Annotated in this window: 13 protein-coding genes and 1 riboswitch; of the genes, 4 read left to right on the top strand and 9 right to left on the bottom strand. The window is 55.6% G+C overall.

Annotated elements, in window-relative coordinates:
* Positions 1–117: 117 nt before the first annotated feature.
* The gene (locus tag R70723_RS02770; RefSeq protein WP_039869596.1) at positions 118–1518 is read right to left on the bottom strand and encodes an NCS2 family permease; all 1401 of its coding nucleotides are present in this window, start codon (positions 1516–1518) and stop codon (positions 118–120) included.
* A 127-nt stretch (positions 1519–1645) separates the two neighbouring features.
* A riboswitch (purine riboswitch) is annotated at positions 1646–1745 on the bottom strand.
* A 245-nt stretch (positions 1746–1990) separates the two neighbouring features.
* Between R70723_RS02770 and R70723_RS02765 the strand changes: the two genes are divergently transcribed.
* Positions 1991–2188, top strand: a complete 198-nt coding sequence (locus R70723_RS02765) for a helix-turn-helix transcriptional regulator (protein ID WP_039869595.1) — start codon at positions 1991–1993, stop codon at positions 2186–2188.
* A complete protein-coding gene (locus R70723_RS02760; RefSeq protein ID WP_052421166.1) occupies positions 2182–2700 on the top strand; it encodes a DUF3278 domain-containing protein in 519 nt (172 codons plus the stop codon). The genes R70723_RS02765 and R70723_RS02760 overlap by 7 nt, the downstream gene beginning before the upstream one ends.
* Before the next feature lie 75 nt (positions 2701–2775).
* Here the strand turns inward: R70723_RS02760 and guaA are convergent, their stop codons facing one another.
* From guaA to R70723_RS02740, 4 genes are all read right to left on the bottom strand, one after another.
* On the bottom strand, positions 2776–4314 hold the full coding sequence (guaA, locus tag R70723_RS02755) for a glutamine-hydrolyzing GMP synthase (protein ID WP_039869593.1): 1539 nt from the start codon (positions 4312–4314) through the stop codon (positions 2776–2778).
* 178 nt (positions 4315–4492) lie between these two features.
* The gene (locus tag R70723_RS02750) at positions 4493–6898 is read right to left on the bottom strand and encodes a transglutaminase domain-containing protein (protein WP_039869592.1); all 2406 of its coding nucleotides are present in this window, start codon (positions 6896–6898) and stop codon (positions 4493–4495) included.
* A complete protein-coding gene (locus R70723_RS31840; protein ID WP_052421165.1) occupies positions 6867–8282 on the bottom strand; it encodes a DUF58 domain-containing protein in 1416 nt (471 codons plus the stop codon). Before R70723_RS31840 ends, R70723_RS02750 begins: the two co-directional genes overlap by 32 nt.
* A gap of 143 nt (positions 8283–8425) precedes the next feature.
* Positions 8426–9844: a polysaccharide deacetylase family protein gene (locus R70723_RS02740; RefSeq protein ID WP_039869591.1), complete on the bottom strand. Its 1419-nt coding sequence runs from the start codon at positions 9842–9844 to the stop codon at positions 8426–8428.
* A 112-nt stretch (positions 9845–9956) separates the two neighbouring features.
* Here R70723_RS02740 and R70723_RS02735 point away from each other — a divergent pair, with 112 nt between their 5' ends.
* A complete protein-coding gene (locus R70723_RS02735; protein WP_039869590.1) occupies positions 9957–10625 on the top strand; it encodes a DedA family protein in 669 nt (222 codons plus the stop codon).
* A gap of 1 nt (position 10626) precedes the next feature.
* On the opposite strand, the gene R70723_RS02730 is transcribed toward R70723_RS02735, so the two are convergent.
* Positions 10627–12048 carry an MFS transporter gene (locus tag R70723_RS02730; protein WP_052421164.1) on the bottom strand — a complete coding sequence of 474 codons (1422 nt, stop codon included), beginning with the start codon at positions 12046–12048 and terminating at the stop codon, positions 10627–10629.
* A 144-nt stretch (positions 12049–12192) separates the two neighbouring features.
* Between R70723_RS02730 and R70723_RS02725 the strand changes: the two genes are divergently transcribed.
* Positions 12193–13152, top strand: a complete 960-nt coding sequence (locus tag R70723_RS02725; RefSeq protein ID WP_039869589.1) for a helix-turn-helix transcriptional regulator — start codon at positions 12193–12195, stop codon at positions 13150–13152.
* 105 nt (positions 13153–13257) lie between these two features.
* On the opposite strand, the gene R70723_RS02720 is transcribed toward R70723_RS02725, so the two are convergent.
* From R70723_RS02720 to R70723_RS02710, 3 genes are all read right to left on the bottom strand, one after another.
* Entirely contained in the window at positions 13258–14790 is a 1533-nt protein-coding gene (locus R70723_RS02720) for a DHA2 family efflux MFS transporter permease subunit (RefSeq protein ID WP_047171006.1), read from the bottom strand.
* A 2-nt stretch (positions 14791–14792) separates the two neighbouring features.
* The gene (locus tag R70723_RS02715) at positions 14793–15239 is read right to left on the bottom strand and encodes a MarR family winged helix-turn-helix transcriptional regulator (protein ID WP_052421163.1); all 447 of its coding nucleotides are present in this window, start codon (positions 15237–15239) and stop codon (positions 14793–14795) included.
* A 610-nt stretch (positions 15240–15849) separates the two neighbouring features.
* Positions 15850–20133, bottom strand: coding sequence for a 2-hydroxyacyl-CoA dehydratase (locus R70723_RS02710; RefSeq protein WP_052421162.1), 4284 nt, complete (start codon positions 20131–20133; stop codon positions 15850–15852).
* Between the last annotated feature and the right edge of the window lie 78 nt (positions 20134–20211).

Below are 20211 nucleotides of genomic sequence, written 5' to 3'. Positions count from 1 at the left end.
GAAAGACCAAGCTGGGCTCAATATTCAGGAAGTGGCAGAAATTGGGCCGGAGTCCGGAAAATAAAAAAGCAGCCCCTTCATCTCTGAAGGAGCCGCCGTGTTGTACTATATAAGGCATTAGCCTGCGCTGCCGAAAAATACATAACGCAGAACAATCAGAACCGCCAGCACCCACATCATCCAGTGGATATCATATTTCTTTTTGCCGGCAATGTTGGCTACACCAGCCAGAATAACATAAGTAACGATACCGAACGAAATCCCGTTAGCGATGTTGTAAGTGAAAGGCATAATCGCAAAGGTCAGGAAGGCCGGAATAGCGTAAACCATATCCTGAAAATCAATTTCACGGATGGATTGGGCCATAAGTACACCAACAACAATCAGAGCAGCTGCAGTAGCCGAACCCGGAATCAGGGCAACTACCGGAGCAAGGAATAATGCGAGCAGGAAGCATACACCTGTAGTTACGGCAGTAAGACCTGTACGTCCGCCTTCAGCAACACCGGCAGCACTTTCTACATAAGCAGTAGTAGTGGAAGTACCGAGCATTGCACCGCCTGTTACAGCGATCGCATCTACAAACATTGCGTTACCAACACGTCTCTTGCCTTCTTCTTTGTTCTTCATAATACCCGCACGTTCAGCAGTACCAACCAGTGTGCCGAAGGTATCAAACAGCTCTACAAAGGTAAAGGTCGCGATTGCCGATACGATACCGGTGTGCATGATGCCGTCCCAGTCAAATTCCAGGAAGTTCAGCTGGGTGAAATCCGGAATCCATGGCGTCTGCGGGCTGCTCAGCGAGCTGAAATCAACCGCGCCCATCAGAATAGCCACGAGCGTTGTACCAAGAATACCGAACAGGATTGCGCCGCGTACCTGCAGCACCATCAGAATGGCAATCAGCAGGAGGCCGATGATAACGAGCTGGACACTGGTGTTCTCCAGGCTGCCCATATGGATTACTGTCTCAAAGGACAGTACGTCTGTAAATTTGTTAGCAGGAATGTCGCTGCCGGCTTCAACGCCGATGGTCATCAGTCCGCTATTTTTAAGACCGATAATAGTGATGAACATCCCGATACCAACTGTAATTGCATGCTTAAGGCTGTCCGGAATTGCGGTAAGCAGGAGCTGCCGGACTCTGGTTACCGTTAACAGAATGAAGATCAGACCGGAAATGAATACGGCGGTCAGACCCATTTGCCAGGTGAACTCATGCTCAGTTGTCTGTGAAGCCAGTATTACGGAAGCGAAATATGCATTAAGGCCCATACCAGGCGCCAGAGCTACCGGGAAGTTGATGAACAAACCCATGGCAATCGTGAATATCCCTGCAGCAAGCGCTGTAGCCAGGAATACGGAATACCAGCCCATGTCGATACGGCCGAAAGCTGTAAGCGTACTTGGGTTAACGGACAGAATGTACGCCATTGCCATAAAGGTGGTGATACCGGCCATGATCTCTGTACGTACGGTAGTGCCGTTTTCTTTCAATTTGAAAAAGCGGTTCAATTGTTTCTCCCCCTAAGGTATGTGTTTGTGTATGAGCGCATAGAAAAGCCGGCATCTGATCGACACCGGCCCGAAAAAAGAGAAGCTCCCTCATCTCCCCTCAGCCTTACGAGCCGAAGGTTTCCATGGAATCGCTCTTTTTAATCGTAGCCAGGTCATTACGGTGACCTCGTAGAGACTTCCAGGCCGATCCCTGAAATTATACGAATAATTTTGCTGCTCAACGCTTTTTTATTTTAGGTGTAACTAACATGACTTGTCAATGGTAAATACGAACATTGTACGTGATGTTTTCGTTATTGTTCGTAAATGAGGCGTTTTTATGAATATGATGAACCATGGGGCTACCGTTTTTTACAACTGCTAAATTACACAATTCATAAAAGGTGTCATATATATTTGACATATTGGATGAATGCAGTTAAGATGTCATTATAAAAGTCACATATATATGACTTTCTAGGAGGGGCTTATGAATAGGGTCGCAGAGTATAGAAAGCTGTCCGGCTTGTCACAGCTTGCCCTGTCAAAAGAGATTGGAGTTGCCAGGCAAACGGTGAACCTAATCGAAAATGACAAATATAATCCTTCTTTGGATTTATGCATTAAGCTGGCACGGGCTCTAAACACTGATCTAAACACACTTTTTTGGGAGGAATCATCATGCTGAACCATTTGGAGAAAAGAATGCTGAAGCCCTTTATCGGCTATTTGGAGGAGAGAGATGAATATCAGCAGGGGGAGATCTATAAGATCCTTGCCGGCGCCTGTATGTATGCCTTCTATCTGACGACCGGTCTTATGCTGATCAGCCTGATAGCCGATACGATAAATCATACTTTTACATTTGGCACTATCGCCTTATTTATGGTGAACCAGTTTTTAGCCTACTACATTCATATCAGGCTCAGAAAAACGGGAATTGCGGAAACGGAGTATGACGCAGAAGCGGATTATGAACAAACGGTTAAGGCCTTGAAGAAGAAGTTCATCTTCGCAGGCGCCCAGTTTGGCTTGACCATGCTGGTTCTAATGGAGTTTCTCCTGCCGACTCTGGCCGGTGAGAAGCTGGATATCCAGCTGGTCCCCATTCTTATCTGGCTCCTTGCCGGTGCAGCCTTTGGGATATGTACATACTTTCTTCAGAAAAGAAATATAAAAATGTTCAAGGAAAAGGGCTGAAAACAGCCGTAAAAAAAACTCTCTTCAATCTGCAGAGCGCAGACTGAAGAGAGTTTGTATTTTCTAAATTGCTTACTATTCCCACTCGATAGTCGCTGGCGGCTTGGAGGTTACGTCGTAGACGATACGGTTAACGTTGTCGACTTCGTTGACGATGCGGACGGAGATTTTCTCGAGCACATCCCATGGGATACGTGCCCAGTCTGCGGTCATTCCGTCGATGGATGTAACGGCACGGATGCCTACGGTGTAGGAATAAGTACGCTCATCCCCCATTACACCCACGCTCTTCATGTTCGGGAGTGCGGTAAAGTACTGCCAGATTTCGCGGTCCAGACCGGCTTTGGCGATTTCCTCGCGCAGAATGTAGTCAGAATCACGAACGATCTGCAGCTTCTCTTCGGTAACCTCACCCAGCACACGGATAGCAAGTCCGGGACCAGGGAAAGGCTGACGCCATACGATCGCATGCGGCATGCCCAGCTCTTCGCCAAGCTTGCGGACTTCGTCCTTGAACAAGGTATTCAGCGGCTCGATCAGGCTGAACTTCATGTCCTCCGGCAGTCCGCCGACATTGTGATGCGATTTGATGGTCTGTGCTGTTGCTGTTCCGCTCTCTACGATATCGGTGTACAGCGTACCTTGAGCCAGGAAGGCGAAATCACCCAGCTTGGCCGACTCTTCGTCGAAGCAGTAGATGAATTCGTTACCGATGATTTTGCGCTTTTGCTCAGGATCGGACACGCCGGCCAGCTTGCCGAGGAATCGGTCGCGTGCATCAATCTTGATCACGTTAATATCAAATTTGCCGACAAAGGTCTCCATTACGCTCTCGGCTTCACCTTTGCGGAGCAGGCCGTGGTCGATAAACATACAGGTCAGCTGATCGCCGATCGCCCGGTGAATCAGCATAGCTACAACGGAGGAGTCCACGCCGCCGCTTAGTGCGCAGAGGACATTTTTGTCGCCGACCTTGTCACGGATATCCTTGATTGCATCCTCGATGAACGATTCCATTGTCCAGTTGCCGTCGCAGCCGCACACCTCGTACAGGAAGTTCGAAATCATCTCGTTGCCGTTCACGGAGTGGCGTACTTCCGGATGGAACTGTACCGCATAGAACTTCTTCTCGTCATTGCTCATTGCCGCAATCGGAGCACTCTCGGTGCCGGCATCCAGCTTAAAGCCGCCCGGAAGCTCAACTACGTGGTCCCCGTGGCTCATCCATACGGTTTGGCTACCGTCAAGACCTGCTGCAAGCACAGAGCCCGGCTGGAAGTCTACGTCCGCTTTGCCGTATTCGCGCTTGGCTGCGCGTTCCACCTTGCCGCCCTGCTGCTGCGCCATAAGCTGCATTCCGTAGCAAATCCCGAAAATGGGCAGGCCAAGCTCATACACAGCCGGATCTACATGCGGTGCATCCTCAGCATACACACTGCTTGGACCGCCGGAGAAAACAATCCCCTTTGGTGAAAGCTCTTTAATCTTCTCTACTGGCGTATTGTACGGCAGAAGCTCGCTGTATACCCCCAGGTCCCGAATTCTGCGCGCGATAAGTTGGTTATATTGTCCTCCAAAATCGAGAACGACGATTATTTCATTTGGCTTGTTCATTACGTGCCTCCCTTGATTATTGGATTCATTATACTCATGGTTAATTCTTACCGTCAAGGAAAGGCGGACTGGCAATTTGTAAGCTTTTGGACCAGAAAAGCCCGGCTCCTCAAGGAAGCCGGACTTCAGCGGATATCCCTGAAAACCTGTTGGAAAAGCTGACCATTTCCGCCTCTGCTCAGGCCAGCCGGAAGGAAATGGTCAGGCACAGGCTGATGAAGGCGGCTGGGCTCTCGGGCGGATCGGACGGCTCCTCGCGGACGGCGGGCGCAGGCGGGACGGACGCCTCCTCGCGGGCGGCGGGCGCAGGCGGGACGGGAGTGCCGTACGCCAGGGCCTCCCACTGGCGTACGAACTGCCGGACCGCGGTGCGCAGCCGCGCGTCCCCGATGGCCAGGGAGGCTGCGTACTCCCTGGCCGTCACGCCTGGCGGCGGCGGGCCGTACCGCGCCGCCAGGCCCCGCCAGGCCAGCGCGGCTGCGCGCAGCTGCCGCTCACGGCCCCTGCTGCCGCCGCGCAGCGCCGCCGGCAGCAGGGCCAGGCTCCGCCGCCAGCGCCAGGCGGCGGCGAGCCCCAGCGCCGCCGCGGCAGCGGGCGGCGCCGGGGTTCCGCCCGCCTGCGGCAGGGCGGGCAGGGCGTCCGCGGCGCTGCGCGCGGACGCCTCCTGCGGCGCGGGGGCCAGCGCCGCTGCATCAGCCGCCGCCGGGCCTGCGGCGGCGAAGGCCGTCCCCGGCGTGGGGTCGAAGGGCACCCAGCCCGCGCCGGGGAAGTAGACCTCCACCCAGGCGTGGGCATCCGCCTGGGTGACAAGAAAGCGCGCAGGCCGGGTGCCGCCGCGCTCGGGAGTGCCCGGCCCGTAGCCCTGCACGTACCGGGCCGGGATGCCGCTGCTGCGCAGCAGGACGGTCATCGCCGAAGCGAAGTGGACGCAGTAGCCCTGCTTCGCGGTAAACAGGAAATCATCCACAAAATCCGTAGCCCCCGGCGGAATCCGGGTATCCAGCGTATACGGATAGGAGCTGCGGAGATAGCTCTGGACAGCAGCAACGGCAGCATACCTGTTCACGGCCCCCGCAGTAAGCTCGGCGGAAAGTGCGCTAACCCGTCCGGGAAGCGCGGCCGGCAGCTGCAGATACTGGCCGGAAATTTCGCGGGGATCTTCCATCCCCAGGCTGCCCAGTACCGCCGGATTATTCTCCGGCAGCAATGATTCCACTTCATAAGCCGTAATTGCAGCGGAGCCGGAGGATTCGGGCAGGCGGAGGCGGCTTTTCTGCGGATCCGCCAGCACATAGCCAAGCTTGCTCCCGTCTGCAAGCTCCACCCGGCTTACATCGGCTACCGCCCCCGCGCTGAAAAGCGGCAGTCCGCCGGAAGCAGGCTCAGCAAGCTCTATCCGCTGCTTCAGTATCCGGCTGCTGTCCGGCCCGGCAGCCGCAAGCTCCCCGGCCATTTCCTCCGAGGGAAGTCCTGTCAGGCTGAGCGGCTCATACATAATCCCTTCCCGGATCCAGCGGCGGCCGTCATAATAGGCCAGGCTCTCGCCCCTCCAGTACACCGGCCGGCTTACGGAAGCGGTAAAGACAGGTGCAGTACCGGGCGTCAGCGGTGCGCCAAGCTCGCCTTCCCCGGTCCCGTAGCCTGTTGTACCGGCATTGCCGGACCCGGCTTCCTCCGCACTGCTTGAGGCCTTATCCGCCAAGTGCTCCAGCCGCTCCATGACCGGCCGCAGGTTGAGCTGACCGGCCGGACGCGCCCCGTACAGCATGCTGCCCGTCACCGCCGCTGCCACCAGCAGAACAGCAGTAAGAAGGGAAAAGCCGGCCCAGCGGTAATACGGCAGGCTGCGCTGCCCTGAATACTCTTTGAGCCGCTGCAGGCCGGTCAGCCCGTGCATCCAGAGAATAAGCAGGGAGGCAGTCATTACATAGCGGGTAGTACTGATTCCAAAGGCAATATCGAGCACAAGCAGATAGCCGGCGGTTACCGCTGTAAAGAGCGAGGTGCTCCCCCGGTACAGTGCGAGCTGCTGCACAGAGGCAACCAGCAGCCCCCAGCCCAGTATAAGGATAAGCAGGCGGCTGTCCTCGCTCAGCTCCGATACCCGGCCTGTAACAAGCCTCGCGGCATCCAGCGGAATCCCTGACACATACGCCCTGACCCAGTCGGGTCCTTCATTCCGGTCACAAGCCCAATACCAGGTCAGCCCGATCATTGCAGACTGCAGCCCGAATTGTATGACTGCAGGAGCCCGGAAGCTGCCCCACAGGAGCAGTGCCCCTGCCGCAAGCATCAGAAGCTCCAGCAGCTCTGCCGTCTCAGGCGCCGGCACTGACTGCTGCAGCGGCATCAGCCAGCTGATAAAGATCCCCATAATAGCCAAAGAGAACAGCAGACGGTAATACAGTGGGGCCCCGGCCCCGCTGTCTGTCTCACTGTTCTCTGCTTGCTCTGCGTCTTGCCGGTATATGCGTACAGGCGGGTTCTGAGGAATCAGGCTGTCCCTCCCTGAAATGGAAGAAGGGGCGCCAGCTCCCTTGCCTTCCGGCGGACTATCCCATTGTGGGTCTCCCCGGAAATTCATGAGCCTCCGCCTCCTTGTTCCGTTCTGACGCATCCGGATAATCCAGACAGTATACCCTCGCACCGAGCCGGGCCAGGCTGGCGCTGACAGTTCCGGCTGTCCGCGGCTTGCATTCACCCGGCCTGCGGTCAGCTGCAGCCGGGCTCTGCAGCTTTGCTGCCGCTGCGCCGCCTGGAAGAGGAGCAGCCTGATCCCACACGTAGTACAGCTCTACCTTCACTCCCTGCACCAGAAACCGGGCAATCACCCGGGCCGCCTCCTCCTCCAGCCTTCCCGTAATGACGGCTACCGTCATGCCGGGAATCCATTGCTGTGAAGCATCCTCCAGCAGCCGGCTTAGGCTTCTTGTCCCCCCGGGCCTGATCTCGGTAAGCAGCTCCTGCACTCTGCCGGGAATTTTGCCGAGCCCTTCATGTCTGGCCATGCCCTCAGGCCAGCCTCCGGTGAACAGCTGCACATAAGCGCCGCTGCGCTCAGCATAGAGCATCAGCCCCATTGCCGCGGATACAGCCCGTTCGAAGGCCGGCTCCGAATGATTCCGCCGGCTGCGCGGAGACAGGGAGCTGAATGGAACTTCATAATCTTCGGCACTGTTAGCCAGCACAATACAGGACATGCGGGCCTCTTCCTTCTCAGGCACCCGGCTCTGCAGCATTCCTTTGCTGGCGCTGCTCTTCCAGTGGATACGGTTCAGCGGATCACCCGGCATATAATTACGGATATCCGCAGCCTCGCTGCTCCCCCGGCCCCGTCGCACCAGGACATCACCGGTGTGTCTGCCGCTCTCCGGCCGGTCTGTACCGATAAAGAGGGGTCTCGGGAGCACCTTCAGGCTATCCTGTCCCTCAAGCCGGCTTTCCCCCGTAAACAGCCCCGCCGGATCTCCCCATGTAATGCGGCTGCCGTGCAGCTGATAAACACCGCGGGGCAGCTCGTGGAGCCTGTAGGAATACCGGAAGGAACGCCGGAAGCCTGGAAACAGCAGCTCCCGGTGCCAGCTGCCGCCCCAATAATCGGTGATGATCATCCAAGGCAGCGGGAGCCTGGCAGCAAAGCTGACCTGCACCTCCACCAGCAGACTGTCTCCCGCTACCGGGCGCACCGGTGTAATACTGCGGGTGATCCGGAACCGCCGTGGTCCAAAAGCCTGCAGCAGAAAGCCGCCGGCCATCAGCAGCCCGCATACCGTCAGCAGGAACAGCAGCGAAGCCCCGCCTCTCCAGATATACAGGCCGCCAAGCAGAAGGGTAACCGCCAGCATCCGTATCCACTCCGCCGCCATGCTGCGGCCCCTGCGAAAAAGCAGCCCCGTCACGTCCGGCGAGCGCTCAGGCAGCTCCCCCTTTTCCGTTGTTTGCTGATTGATTAATGATGAAGAGGACAAATGGCATTCTCCCTTTGTGGGCATAGACTAGCTCCGCTGTACGCAAAGTAGCTTGTACGCAAGAGCCTACTACTGTCTATTCTTGCCACGAACAAGAGCACCCAAACCCTAAATATCCCCTTCATGCCTGTATCACGCCCGGCTTAAAGCGCTTTTATCCGGCGCTCCGCCGCCGTTACCTTAACCTCCAGCAGCGGGTGCCCCGCCTCTTCCAGCAGGTCGCGCAAGGGAAGCCACAGGGAGGAGCCGATCAGCTCCACATCCGACTTTCTCGTTATGAGGGTACCGTCATCCGAGACCAGGGTCAGGCGTTGATTGCCCGCATCAGCCCTAACCTCACGCCCGTTCCACCAGACGCTTCCGCTCCGGCTGGCCGTATCCCAGCCTACCCTGCCGCCCAGGCGCTCAATAACTGCACGCAGCGGAACCTTATACTGGCCTTTGCTGATTTTAAACTCACCGGGATCCAGCTTTATCTCCTGCTTGCCCACTTCCAGAATAAGCGGCTTGCCCGGGCCGAACAGATCCGCATTCGGTAAAATATTCGATGCTATCCAAGCTTCGGACGGTGTATTCCTTCCTGCTGTCTGTGCGTTGGCAGACACTCTGAATTGCACCGGCTCCTGTGCTGCATCCAGAACACCAAACCGGTATCCGGCAGCCTTATACCGGGAGATGATCTGCGGGAGAGCCTTGGCGCTTTCCGCATGCCCGGCCCCGTCATGGAGCAGCAGAATGACCTGTTCCGCCTGCGAGGACACCGACTCCTGCAGGATTTCTGCCGCCGGTACACCCTTGCGCCTGGAGTCTCCGCTGTCCACGTTCCAGTCCACGACAGAATAGCCCGCCTCTTTTAGCAGCTCAAAGTAAGTAGCATCAAAGTGCCCGTAGGTTCCGCCGGGAGCACGCACCAGCCGGGGACGGATGCCGGTTATCTCCCGCAGCACCTCCTCGGTCTGCTTGATCTGCTTCCAGAAGGCCGTGAAGCCGCTGTACAGCTCCTTATAATTATGATTATAGGTATGATTACCGATAGCATGCCCCTGCTCCCAAATCGTGTTAATCAGCTCAGGATGACTTGCGGCCTGCTGTCCCAGCACAAAAAAAGTCGCCTTTACGTTCTCCTTGCGCAGCACCTTAAGCACAGCGGGCGTTACATTGCTGGGACCGTCATCAAAGGTTAGATAAACCGTCTTCTGGCCTGACTTTTGCTCTTTCTTTTGCTCGGTCTTTTGCACCGCAGCAGCGGCTGCTGCCGCATTGGTCCCATTCTGCTGTGCAGCTATAACCGTGCCCTTGACGGAGGACACCGTCTCCCTACGGACATCTTGGGCAATACTATTCTGGGTTACAGCCGGAGTCGCCCTATCTTGCGCCGCGCCAGCCGGAAGTTTATTCTTAAGAGGTACAGGCGCAGCAGCCAAGGCCTGCTGAGAACCCTCTTTCCGTTCAATCAGAGACTGTATGACTCCTAAACCGGCCAAAACCGTTACTGCAACAGCCATAGTGAGCAACCCGCGGACGGCAATCCGGCGGATACGGGTTCTTTTGCTACCCTTCATCTTCTCTACCTCCAGCATTCTATTGGCTTACGACACCATCTGATTGGTAGATTGTATGAAGACAAGCTTTGAAATAGAATTAGGCGCATTGCCTTTGGAGAGTGACTTTATTATGGAAATGCTGAAGTGGATACAGGAGCTGTTCGCCGAATATGGCTATAATGTGCTGTTCTTCGGGCTTCTTCTGGAATTTATAGCGCTGCCCTTTCCGGGAGAAACGACGATGGCGTTTGCGGGATTTCTCTCCTATACCGGAAGACTGGATTTTTTGACGCTGGTTGTGGTGGCTTTTGCCGGAACAACTGCGGGGATGACGATCACTTACTTTATCGGGCTGAAGGCAGGCCTGCCCTTTATCCAGCGCTACGGCAAATGGTTTCTGTTCTCGCCGGCCAAGCTGGACAAAACACAGCGCTGGTTCGAGCGGTATGGCAGCTTTCTGATTTCTATCGGCTATTTTATTCCGGGGGTCCGGCATTTCACCGGCTATTTCGCCGGCATTACCGCGCTGCCCTTCCGTAAATTCGCAATGTACGCCTATGGCGGTGCTCTGATCTGGGTCATCCTGTTTCTGGGCATCGGCAGAGTTTTCGGTCCGCAATGGATGGGCATCTTTCACCTGTTCGAGGTTTATGCCCTCTGGATTGTCAGCGGTGTCGCCGCCCTTGCCGCACTGATTGCCGTATTCCGCTACCGGCGCTTTCTCGCCCTCCATCTGCTGCGCCGTAAGCCGGAGCTTAAGCTGAAAGCCAAGCTGAAAGAAACGTCCAAAGAACGTTAGCTCAGCCTCCCCGTCCTGACAAAACAGCCCCCGCGCCCGGGAAGCTCCCGGAATACACGGCGGCTGTTTTATTGCCGATTACTTTCCATCCCTCTGGCGTTAATGCATCCTCTTCCTCAGCATCCCCCCCCCGCACTGCAGCATATCCGGCCAGCAGCAGCGCAATTAATGTGAACCCGGCCCCCCCGGCCCAGCCAAGCAGCCTCGGCTCTACATAATCCAGCATCCAGCCTGCCCCGAGCATGGAAAGGCCCAGCAATGTGCCGCTTGCCGCGGACAGCATCCCAAAGATCACCGGCTGCAGCCGGGAGGGTGTCTCCCGCATCACCAGCGTATCCAGACAGGCATTGCCCACGCCTCCAGCCAGGGAAAGCAGAATATACAGCATAAATGCCTGTATGAAGCTGCCGCTCGTACTGATTGCCATCAGCAGCACGCCCTCCAGCATAAGCCCGGCCAATGCGGCTGCCAGCAGCCGCTTTTTCAGCAGCCTGTCTGCAAAAAAGCTGAGGCTGAGGCCGATCCCCAGCGCAGCATAAAAGGCGCCCACACCCACATCTCCGGCATGAAATTCCTGCACCGCATACACACTGATCAGCACATTGTCCCAGCCGTTAATCACGGGCACCAGCAGCTCATAGGCAATTACAATCTGCAGAACCAGGCTCCCTTTGGCCAGATGCCTTAGCGTCTGCAGCCGCCCTCCGGTGAGCTGCGCTGCTGCCCGTGGCTCTCCGGCCGCTCCCGCTCCCGGCACATTCTGCGCTTCTAACGGTTCCTGTCCCGTATCCGCAGACTTACGGACTGCCTCCCCCGCCTCCCGCCCTGTGCCGCCAGTCTGCGGAAAACGAATCCCCCACAGCAGCAAAGCTGCCACAAGAAAGGACAATGCATTCACAATAAATGAAGTTTCCGGTCCGAACCACAGCGATACAATGCCTCCGGTAAACGCCCCGAGGATCAATACACTTCCGTTCATCAGCTGCTCCAGAGCGTTTATTCTGAGTAGCGCCGATGAGTCAGCCAAAAGCGGGATTGAGGACTTGCGCACAGGGCTGTAAACGGCCTCTCCCGCAGCCATTATGAAGCTGCCTGTGTACAGCAGCCACAGCCGGTCTTCTCCGTCCACCAGTAAAAAGGATAACGCAACCGGCACCCGCAGCAGATCAACTGCAATCATAATAGCCTTACGCGGCAGCCGGGTTGCCAGCATTCCCCCTAGGGGAGCCATGAACAGATAAGGCAGCACCCTGACACCCAGGGAGATGCCCACCGCCATGCCCGATCCGGTCATTTGCAGGACGAGCGCCAGCATGGCAACACTGCTGAAGCGGTCACCGATTCCGTTGACCAGTCCGGCTGCAAACAATTTTGAATATCCTCCCGGCAGCCTGCCGCCTATACCGGATGTTTCTTTACCCATTAACGTGTACCCCGCAATATAATTAATATAATATCTAATTAGATATTAATCGAATTACTAGCATATAACAATGCTTTCTTTTCTTTCTTCCGTGAAAAATATAATATTAATGGTAATTGCCAATAACAAAGTAGGTGCTGACCCTTGAAAATAGACCGTCTGCTCTCCATCGTCATCCTGCTGATGAACCGCCCCCTGATCCAGGCCAAGGAGCTGGCCGATATGTTCGAGGTGTCTGTACGCACCATTTACCGGGATATTGAAAGCATTAACGGAGCCGGGATTCCCGTCGTGACCTACCAGGGGGCTGGCGGCGGAATCGGCCTGATGGAGGGCTACCGGCTTGACCGCAATATGCTGACCGAGCGCGAGCTCGCTGATATTTTTACTGCGCTGCAAAGTGTCTCCTCCTATGGGGGCACCGGGCACACACTCCTAATGGAAAAAATCAGCAGTGTCATTCCGCCCTCCCAGACCGCCGCCTTCCGCAGCAAAACCGCCCAGCTCATTGTCGACTTTTCACCATGGGGGCTGCAGGGTCCGCTGGAGGAACGGCTCGCCCTGATTAAGGAGGCGCTGGAGGAATCCGCTGCTGTCGCCTTTGAATATGTTGCGGCCAGCGGTGCTGCAAGCCGGCGTTCTGTTGAGCCCTATACACTTGTATTAAAGGGACAGTCCTGGTATCTGTACGGCTTCTGCACCGGGCGCGGTGATTTCAGGCTGTTTAAGCTGCTGCGTATGAAGTCGCTGGTCAAGGAGGACCGCCGCTACGTAAGGCAGGACATCCCTGTGGGTGAGCTGCCCTGGAGCCGCGGCTGGGCAGATCCGGCAGGAACGGTACCGGTTGTGCTGCGCTTCTCTGCTGCCGGCCGGCATCTTGCCGAGGATTACTTCGACTGCAGCGAGCTTCAGCCGGAGTCAGACGGCGGCTATACTGTGACTGTCTATTACCCGGAGGACAACTGGCTGTACGGCTTTCTCCTCAGCTTCGGGCCTGCAGCAGAAGTACTGGAGCCGGAGCACATCCGCCGCAGACTCGGTGAGATTGCTGCCGGCATCGCCGCAGTCTATAGCGAACCCCCGACGCAGCCGGCAAACCGGTGATTACGCCCTGCTTACCTGCAGGGTAACGCATCTGACGCCGTATAACCAACAAAAGGGACATTTCCTGCAGCCGGAAGGCTGACGGAAATGTCCCTTTTGTTTTATTTATTTTACTGGCTGCGCTTTAATGCTCTTGGTTAATACAGGCTCGGCTTCCTCAGTCTTAATGAAGTCTGCCTGCGGCGAGGTCTTCCTGATGAACAGGGCCAGCACCAGAGCCACAGCCGTTACCCATGTAGCCACAGTAAATGCATGTGTAATTCCGTTGATCGTCGCCTCCTGCGTAAGCTTGAGCATAGCAGCCTTATCTGTCTGTGATACGGCTCCGCTTGCTACAGCATCGGCAATATTGCTCTTGGTGCGGTTGGTCATCAGGCTGACAAACAGCGCCATCCCCAGCGCCCCGCCTACCGTACGCAGTGTGTTCGACATTGCCGTACCGTGCGAGCTGAGGCGCTGCGGCAGCTGGTTAAGTCCTGCTGTCACAATCGGCATCATCAGCATCGACATTCCGAACATCCGGGCTGTATAGGTCAGGATCAGGTGAGTGTAAGTGGTGGTGGTGGAAATCTGACTGAACTCCCAGGTCGTAATCGTAGTAATCAGAAGTCCAATAACGGCCAGCCATCTAGCCCCGATTTTATCAAAAATAATGCCTGTGATCGGAGACATAATCCCCATCAGAATCGCACCCGGCAGCAGCATCAGACCCGATTCCATCGGCGTAAAGCCGCGGATGGTCTGCAGATAAATCGGCAGCAGGATCATACCGGCATACATCGCCATAGTAATGATAATATTAATTACAGTAGTCAGGGAATACATATTGTAACGGAAAATCCGGAACTCCAGCAGCGGTGTATCGGTTGTAAGCTCGCGCCATACAAACAGCACCAGCGAAAGGGCCCCCAGGATCAGGCAGGTAATCACGATCGCACTATCCCAGCCGTCGGTTCCGGCATCACTGAACCCGTACAGCAAGCCGCCAAAGCCAAGCGTTGACAGGATGATCCCGATTTTATCGAGCTTTGGAGAGGTCAGCTGCCCAACATTCTGCATCGCCTTCATCCCCAGCAACGTGGAGAATATAGCAAGCGGCAATACGATATAGAACAGCACCCGCCAGGAATAGTTCTGTACAACCCAGCCGGACAGCGTCGGGCCGACCGCCGGAGCGAAGATCATCGCTACTGCCATCAGCCCCATCGCCTTACCGCGTTCTTCAATCGGGAAAATGCGCAGGAACACAATGTTCATCAGCGGCATCAGAATGCCGGCGCCGACCGCCTGCACGACACGTCCGACCATAATCATCTCAAAGCCTGTTCCGACCGCACAAATCAGCGTCCCTATCGAAAACAGGACCATCGATGTTATAAACAGCTGGCGGGTCGTAAACTTCTCCACCAGGTAGGCGCTGATCGGGATCAGCACCCCGTTCACCAGCATGAAGCCGGTTGTCAGCCACTGCGCCGTATTGGCCACAATATTCAGATCCTCCATCATTTTCGGCAGGGCTACATTCATCAGCGTCTGATTCAGCAGCGCGACAAAAGCACCGATCAGCAGTGCGGCGATAATCGGCCCTCTGCGGATCGCTTTGGCTCCGCCCGCAGTATTCGCATGTATTGTACTCATAGTTACTTATTTTCTCTCCCTTGAACTAAAATATTAATAATTTCACCGTGCAGACGCAGCAGCTCTTTGACATCCTCAGCAGGAATATTCTCCAGGGGCTGCAAGTGCTTGCGTATGGACTGCTTGCTGCGCTCCCTGATTTCCAGCCCCTTCCCGGTTGCCGCCAGATGAACAACGCGCCTGTCTGTCTCCGACCGCTGTCTTGTAATCAGGCCTGCCTTAACCATCCGGTCCACTACTCCGCTTGCAGCGCTGTTTCCTAAATGAAGCAGATCAGCAAGCTCGGTAATCCCGATATCCGGATGCATAGCCAGCTTGCGCAGCACCATAAGCTGTGTGGATGTTACGTTAAGCTCTTCTGCATCCTTCCAGAGAAGCTGCTGATAATTATGGGTGATGCAGCGGAATGAAGACAGAATGTCATCCAGCTGCCGCTCTTTTTCCTCCAACCCGGCCACCACGCTTTTCGTTCAGAATAATACTTCGTATACGAACTATTTTACTCTTTACGTATTTTCTCGTCAACACTTTACTGAAAATTACTGAAAACAAAGCTCCATTTACTTGTTATTGCATGATGTATTTTCAAGCTTTAGCTTCACTGTCAGGCCGGGACTGGTGCTGATGCCGGCTACCCGCATAACTTCCTGCACCTGAACAAGTCGATGCAGTGAAGCTTAAGCTGCTGAAGCAGCCGTCTCCCCTCTAGCCGGAGCCGGCAACAAAAAAAGCGGGACAGGAAAATTCCTGCTCCGCTTTTTTGTGATATGTACTTCCTAAATCTATCCTCAACCAGCCCGGTTCCCTTATTCGCATAACTAAGTGGAAAAATGCAACCTAATTCATTCAAAAAGTTCACATGAGAGGATTTAGTTGAAAAAAGGCCACTTAAACATGCGATTTTGACCTCAAAACAGGTTGGCGTCCCAAAATAAATAACGTTTTTCTAACTAATCATTAGAAACTGGATACAATCGTGAATTTTATTGAAGAAAATCCAACTAAATATTATTAAAGCCCCGTCTTCCGATAAAGCCTCCCGGAACAAGACCGGCCGGGCTAAACCCCGCTGCTGAAGGTGCCCAGCTTAACCGGCTTGCTAATGCGGCCGGCCGGCTGCTTGGCCCTGGTGCTGCTGACCGTCTCGCTTGCGATGGACATCATCAGCTTGATCCGGTTCGCCTGATTGACCACGCTGACACCGGCATCATAATCAATCGCCGCAATATTAGCTCCCGGATACAGCTCCTTCAGCCCTTTGATGCTTCCCCGGCCGGTGATATGATTCGGCAGGCAGGCGAACGGCTGGATACAGACGATATTGTCCACTCCGTTGTCCAGCAGATCCATCATCTCCGCTGTCAGGAACCAGCCCTCGCCCATCTGATTGCCGACCGAGACAAGCCGGCTCGCCTTCTCGGCAAGCCCGTAAATGTTCTCACGGCTCTTCGCCAGCCCCGCTTCCTCCAGCGCTACCTTCACCGGCCTGCGGTAGATCTCCAGATAAGAGATCAGCATCGGGTTGATGTATCCAAGCCGTCTGCTTTTGCCGAACTGCTCTGCCTTATAGATCGGGTTATAAATGCAGTAGAAGATGAAGTCCAGGAAATCCGGCATCACCGCTTCGCCGCCCTCTGCCTCAATCATTTCTATAATCCGGTTGTTGGCATCCGGATGAAATTTAATCAGAATCTCACCGACAATACCTACCTTCGGCTTATCATAATCATATACCGGCAGGCGGCTGAAATCGGCGACAATCTCCCGGACCAGCCGTTTATATTCCCGGAAGGAGAAGGTCGACAGGCTGGCCTTGCAGCGCTCCATGCCTTTGCGGTAGAGCGCTTCTGCGCTGCCCGGAATCTGCTCATACGGCCGGAACCGGTGCAGCAGCCTCATCATCAGATCGCCGTAGCAGGCTGCTGCAACCAGCCGGTTCGCCAGCTTGAGGCTGATCTTGAAGCCCGGCTGATTCTCCATGCCCGAGGCATTCAGCGAGATGACCGGAATATGCCCCAGCCCCGAGTCCTTGAGCGCCTTGCGCAGCAGAGATATGTAATTGGTCGCCCGGCAGCCGCCGCCCGTCTGTGACATGATTACCGCTGTACGGCTCAGGTCATAGTCTCCGCCCTTTAGGGCTGACAGAATCTGCCCGATGGTGACTATTGCCGGATAGCAGGCATCATTATTGACGTATCGGAGTCCTTCCTCTGTCTCCTGCGGCCCGGTTGTCTCCAGAATCCTGAGCCGGTACCCGGCATCCTGGAAGACGCGTTCAAACAGCTCGAAATGGACCGGCGACATCTGCGGGGACAGAATGGTGTAGGTCTCCCTCATTTCCTTGGTGAAGGTGACATTGGCCTGCGTTTTGTATAGCAGCTGCGGCTGCACTTCGCCTTTCTCGCGCTCACGCATGGCCGCCAGCAGCGAACGCAGCCGGATGCGGGCTGCCCCCAGATTGCTGATCTCATCAATCTTGATCAGGGTGTACACCTTGTTGTGCCGCTCCATAATCTCCTGTACAGCATCACAGGTAATGGCATCAATGCCGCAGCCGAAGGAAGTGAGCTGTACCAGCTCCAGATCCTTACGGGTGGAGGCCAGCCGGGCGGCCCGGTACATGCGGGCATGATAGGTCCACTGGTTGACCACAGCCACATCCCCTTCGCTGCGGTCAAGATGGCAGACCGAGTCCTCGGTCAGCACCGCAAGACCCATGCCGGTAATCATATCGGCGATGCCGTGATTAATCTCGGGATCAGCATGATACGGATGTCCGCAGAGCAGAATGCCCTTGGTGCCTGTCGCGCTCAGGAACGCCAGCGTCTCCTCCCCTTTGGTCCGCACATCCTTTTTGGCATGCTCTGCTTCAGCCAGGCCGGCTTGAACAGCAGCAATGATTTCATCCTTCGGAATGTCTGTGAAGGTCTTCATCAGCCCTTTGGACAGGGCGGAAATATCATCAAAGGTCAGGAAGGGGCTGACGAGCGGGACTCCCCTTTCCTTCAGACTGTCCATATTATTGCGGATGACTTCAGGATATGAAGCGACCACCGGACAGTTGAAGTGGTTGGTAGCCGCCTCATCCTCCTTTTTCTCGTAGACCACCGCCGGATAAAAAATAAAATCCACACCCTTGCCGACCAGGCTCTGCACATGACCGTGGGCCATCTTCGCCGGATAGCAGATCGATTCGGAAGGAATGGTATCCATCCCGCTTTCGTACAGCTTTTTGCCTGATTTGGGTGACAGAACCGTACGGTAACGCAGCTTCGTGAAAAAAGCATGCCAGAACGGAAAATTCTCAAACATATTCATTGTCCGCGGAATGCCGACAACGCCCCGGCCTGCCTGTTCTTCCGGCAGCCCTTCGTAATCAAAGAACCGCTCGTATTTATACTGCATCAGATTAGGCAATGTATTCTTGGTCTTCTTGACTCCGGCGCCGCGTTCGCAGCGGTTGCCGGTTACGTGAAAGCTCTTATCCGGAAAGCGGCTGATCGTCAGCGCACAGTTGTTGACGCACAGGCTGCAGCGGCCCGGGGATACCTGATATGTAAAGGCCTCCAGCTCCTCCGGCCCGAGCAGAGTGCTGAGCCCGCCGGGAACGGCCTGCTCCTTGGCCAGCAGTGCGCAGCCGTAGGCCCCCATAACTCCGGCAATATCCGGCCTTACCACCGTTCTGCCGGTCAGCAGCTCGAATGCCCGCAGCACAGCCTCATTGTAGAAGGTTCCTCCCTGTACAATGATATTGCGCCCAAGATCGTCGCTATTTCGGATTTTGATCACCTTTTGCAGGGCATTCTTGATAACAGAGTAGGCCAGCCCGGCAGAAAGATCCGCCAGCGAAGCGCCTTCCTTCTGTACCTGCTTCACCTTGGAGTTCATGAATACCGTGCAGCGTGATCCAAGGTTAACCGGCTTGCTTGATTCCAGCGCAGCCTGGGCAAATTCGGCGATGCCCAGCTGCAGCGCAGAAGCAAAGCTCTCCAGGAAAGAGCCGCAGCCCGCCGAGCAGGCCTCGTTCAGCATCAGGCTGTCGATTGCTCCGCCGCGGATCTTGATGCACTTCATATCCTGGCCGCCGATATCGAGAATAAAATCAACCTCAGGCATGAACCTCGAGGCGGCTTTATAGTGCGCCACCGTCTCTACCTCTCCGCCGTCCGTCCGCAGTGCAGCCTTAATCAGGCCTTCACCGTATCCGGTAGCATAAGAGCCTGCAATATAGCAGTCTTCCGGCAGCAGCCTGTAGATTTCCTTAAGAGCATCGCTGACCGACTGCAGCGGATTCCCCTTGTTACTGCCGTAGGAGGTGTACAGGATCTGATCCCCGGCACCGGTTATGACCAGCTTCGTCGTCGTTGAGCCCGCATCGATTCCGAGATAACACGGCCCGCTGTAATCCGCCAGCTCCGCACGCTTGACCGCTGCCTTCCCGTGGCGCTGCCGGAATTCGGCAAGCTCTGCCGGTGTCCCGAATAAAGGCGGCAGCTCGGCGTCCTCGGCACGGTCGGCCCTGAAATCGACTGCGGCGATCCGGGAGATCCATTCTTCCAGCGGCAGTATAAGCGGCTCCGCCTGTGCCAGCGCCGAACCGATTGCCACAAAATACTGGGAGCGTTCCGGGAACAGCACCGCTCCTTCCTCAAGCCCCAGCGTCTTTGCGAACAATTCGCGCAGCACCTGAAGGAAGGTCAGCGGACCGCCCAAAAAAGCCACCCGTCCGCGGATCGGGCGTCCGCAGGCCAGCCCGCTGATCGTCTGGTTCACGATGCTCTGGAAGATAGAAGCGGCTATATCCTCACGCCGTGCCCCTTCATTAAGCAAGGGCTGCACATCGCTTTTGGCAAATACCCCGCAGCGGGAGGCAATCGGATAGATCCGCTCATGCTTCTCCGCGAGCGTGTTCAGACCGGCCGGATCTGTCTGCAGCAGCGCAGCCATCTGGTCGATAAACGCCCCGGTGCCCCCGGCACAGGCAGTGTTCATCCGCTGCTCAATTCCGCCGTTCAAATAAATAATCTTCGCATCCTCACCGCCAAGCTCAATCGCCGTATCACACTCTGGAATCAGCTCACTGATTGCTTTGGTGCAGGCGATAACCTCCTGGACAAACGGAACTCCGCCAAGCTTGGATAAGGACATGCCTGAGGAACCGCTTACAGCCAGCGCAGCCTTTCTGTCCGGAAATTTATCCCGGACAGCGGACAGCAGGGATAGTGCAGCTTTTTTTATATCGCTGAAATGTCTGACGTAATCCTGATAAACAATGGTATTCCGTTCCATAACAACCAATTTGGCCGTGGTTGATCCGACATCAAGCCCTATACGCATCATCATGCCATCCCCTTGCCTTGCTCCAAATTTGAAGTAATATGAGGCAACTATATCATGAGAGCGCCTTATAAAGGCTGTTAG

The organism is Paenibacillus sp. FSL R7-0273 (genome assembly GCF_000758625.1).
Classification (GTDB): domain Bacteria; phylum Bacillota; class Bacilli; order Paenibacillales; family Paenibacillaceae; genus Paenibacillus_AQ.
Note: the sequence above shows the minus strand (reverse complement) of the source record. Positions and strands in the feature narration are given on the sequence as shown.

What these genes read in the sequence shown, in the direction of transcription:
- R70723_RS02765 (WP_039869595.1), top strand. Translation starts at nt 1,991, where the DNA reads ATGAATAGGGTCGCAGAGTATAGAAAGCTGTCCGGCTTGTCACAGCTT.
- R70723_RS02760 (WP_052421166.1), top strand. Translation starts at nt 2,182, where the DNA reads ATGCTGAACCATTTGGAGAAAAGAATGCTGAAGCCCTTTATCGGCTAT.
- guaA (WP_039869593.1), bottom strand. Translation starts at nt 4,314, where the DNA reads ATGAACAAGCCAAATGAAATAATCGTCGTTCTCGATTTTGGAGGACAA.
- R70723_RS02750 (WP_039869592.1), bottom strand. Translation starts at nt 6,898, where the DNA reads ATGAATTTCCGGGGAGACCCACAATGGGATAGTCCGCCGGAAGGCAAG.
- R70723_RS02740 (WP_039869591.1), bottom strand. Translation starts at nt 9,844, where the DNA reads ATGAAGGGTAGCAAAAGAACCCGTATCCGCCGGATTGCCGTCCGCGGG.
- R70723_RS02735 (WP_039869590.1), top strand. Translation starts at nt 9,957, where the DNA reads ATGGAAATGCTGAAGTGGATACAGGAGCTGTTCGCCGAATATGGCTAT.
- R70723_RS02730 (WP_052421164.1), bottom strand. Translation starts at nt 12,048, where the DNA reads ATGGGTAAAGAAACATCCGGTATAGGCGGCAGGCTGCCGGGAGGATAT.
- R70723_RS02720 (WP_047171006.1), bottom strand. Translation starts at nt 14,790, where the DNA reads ATGAGTACAATACATGCGAATACTGCGGGCGGAGCCAAAGCGATCCGC.
- R70723_RS02710 (WP_052421162.1), bottom strand. Translation starts at nt 20,133, where the DNA reads ATGATGATGCGTATAGGGCTTGATGTCGGATCAACCACGGCCAAATTG.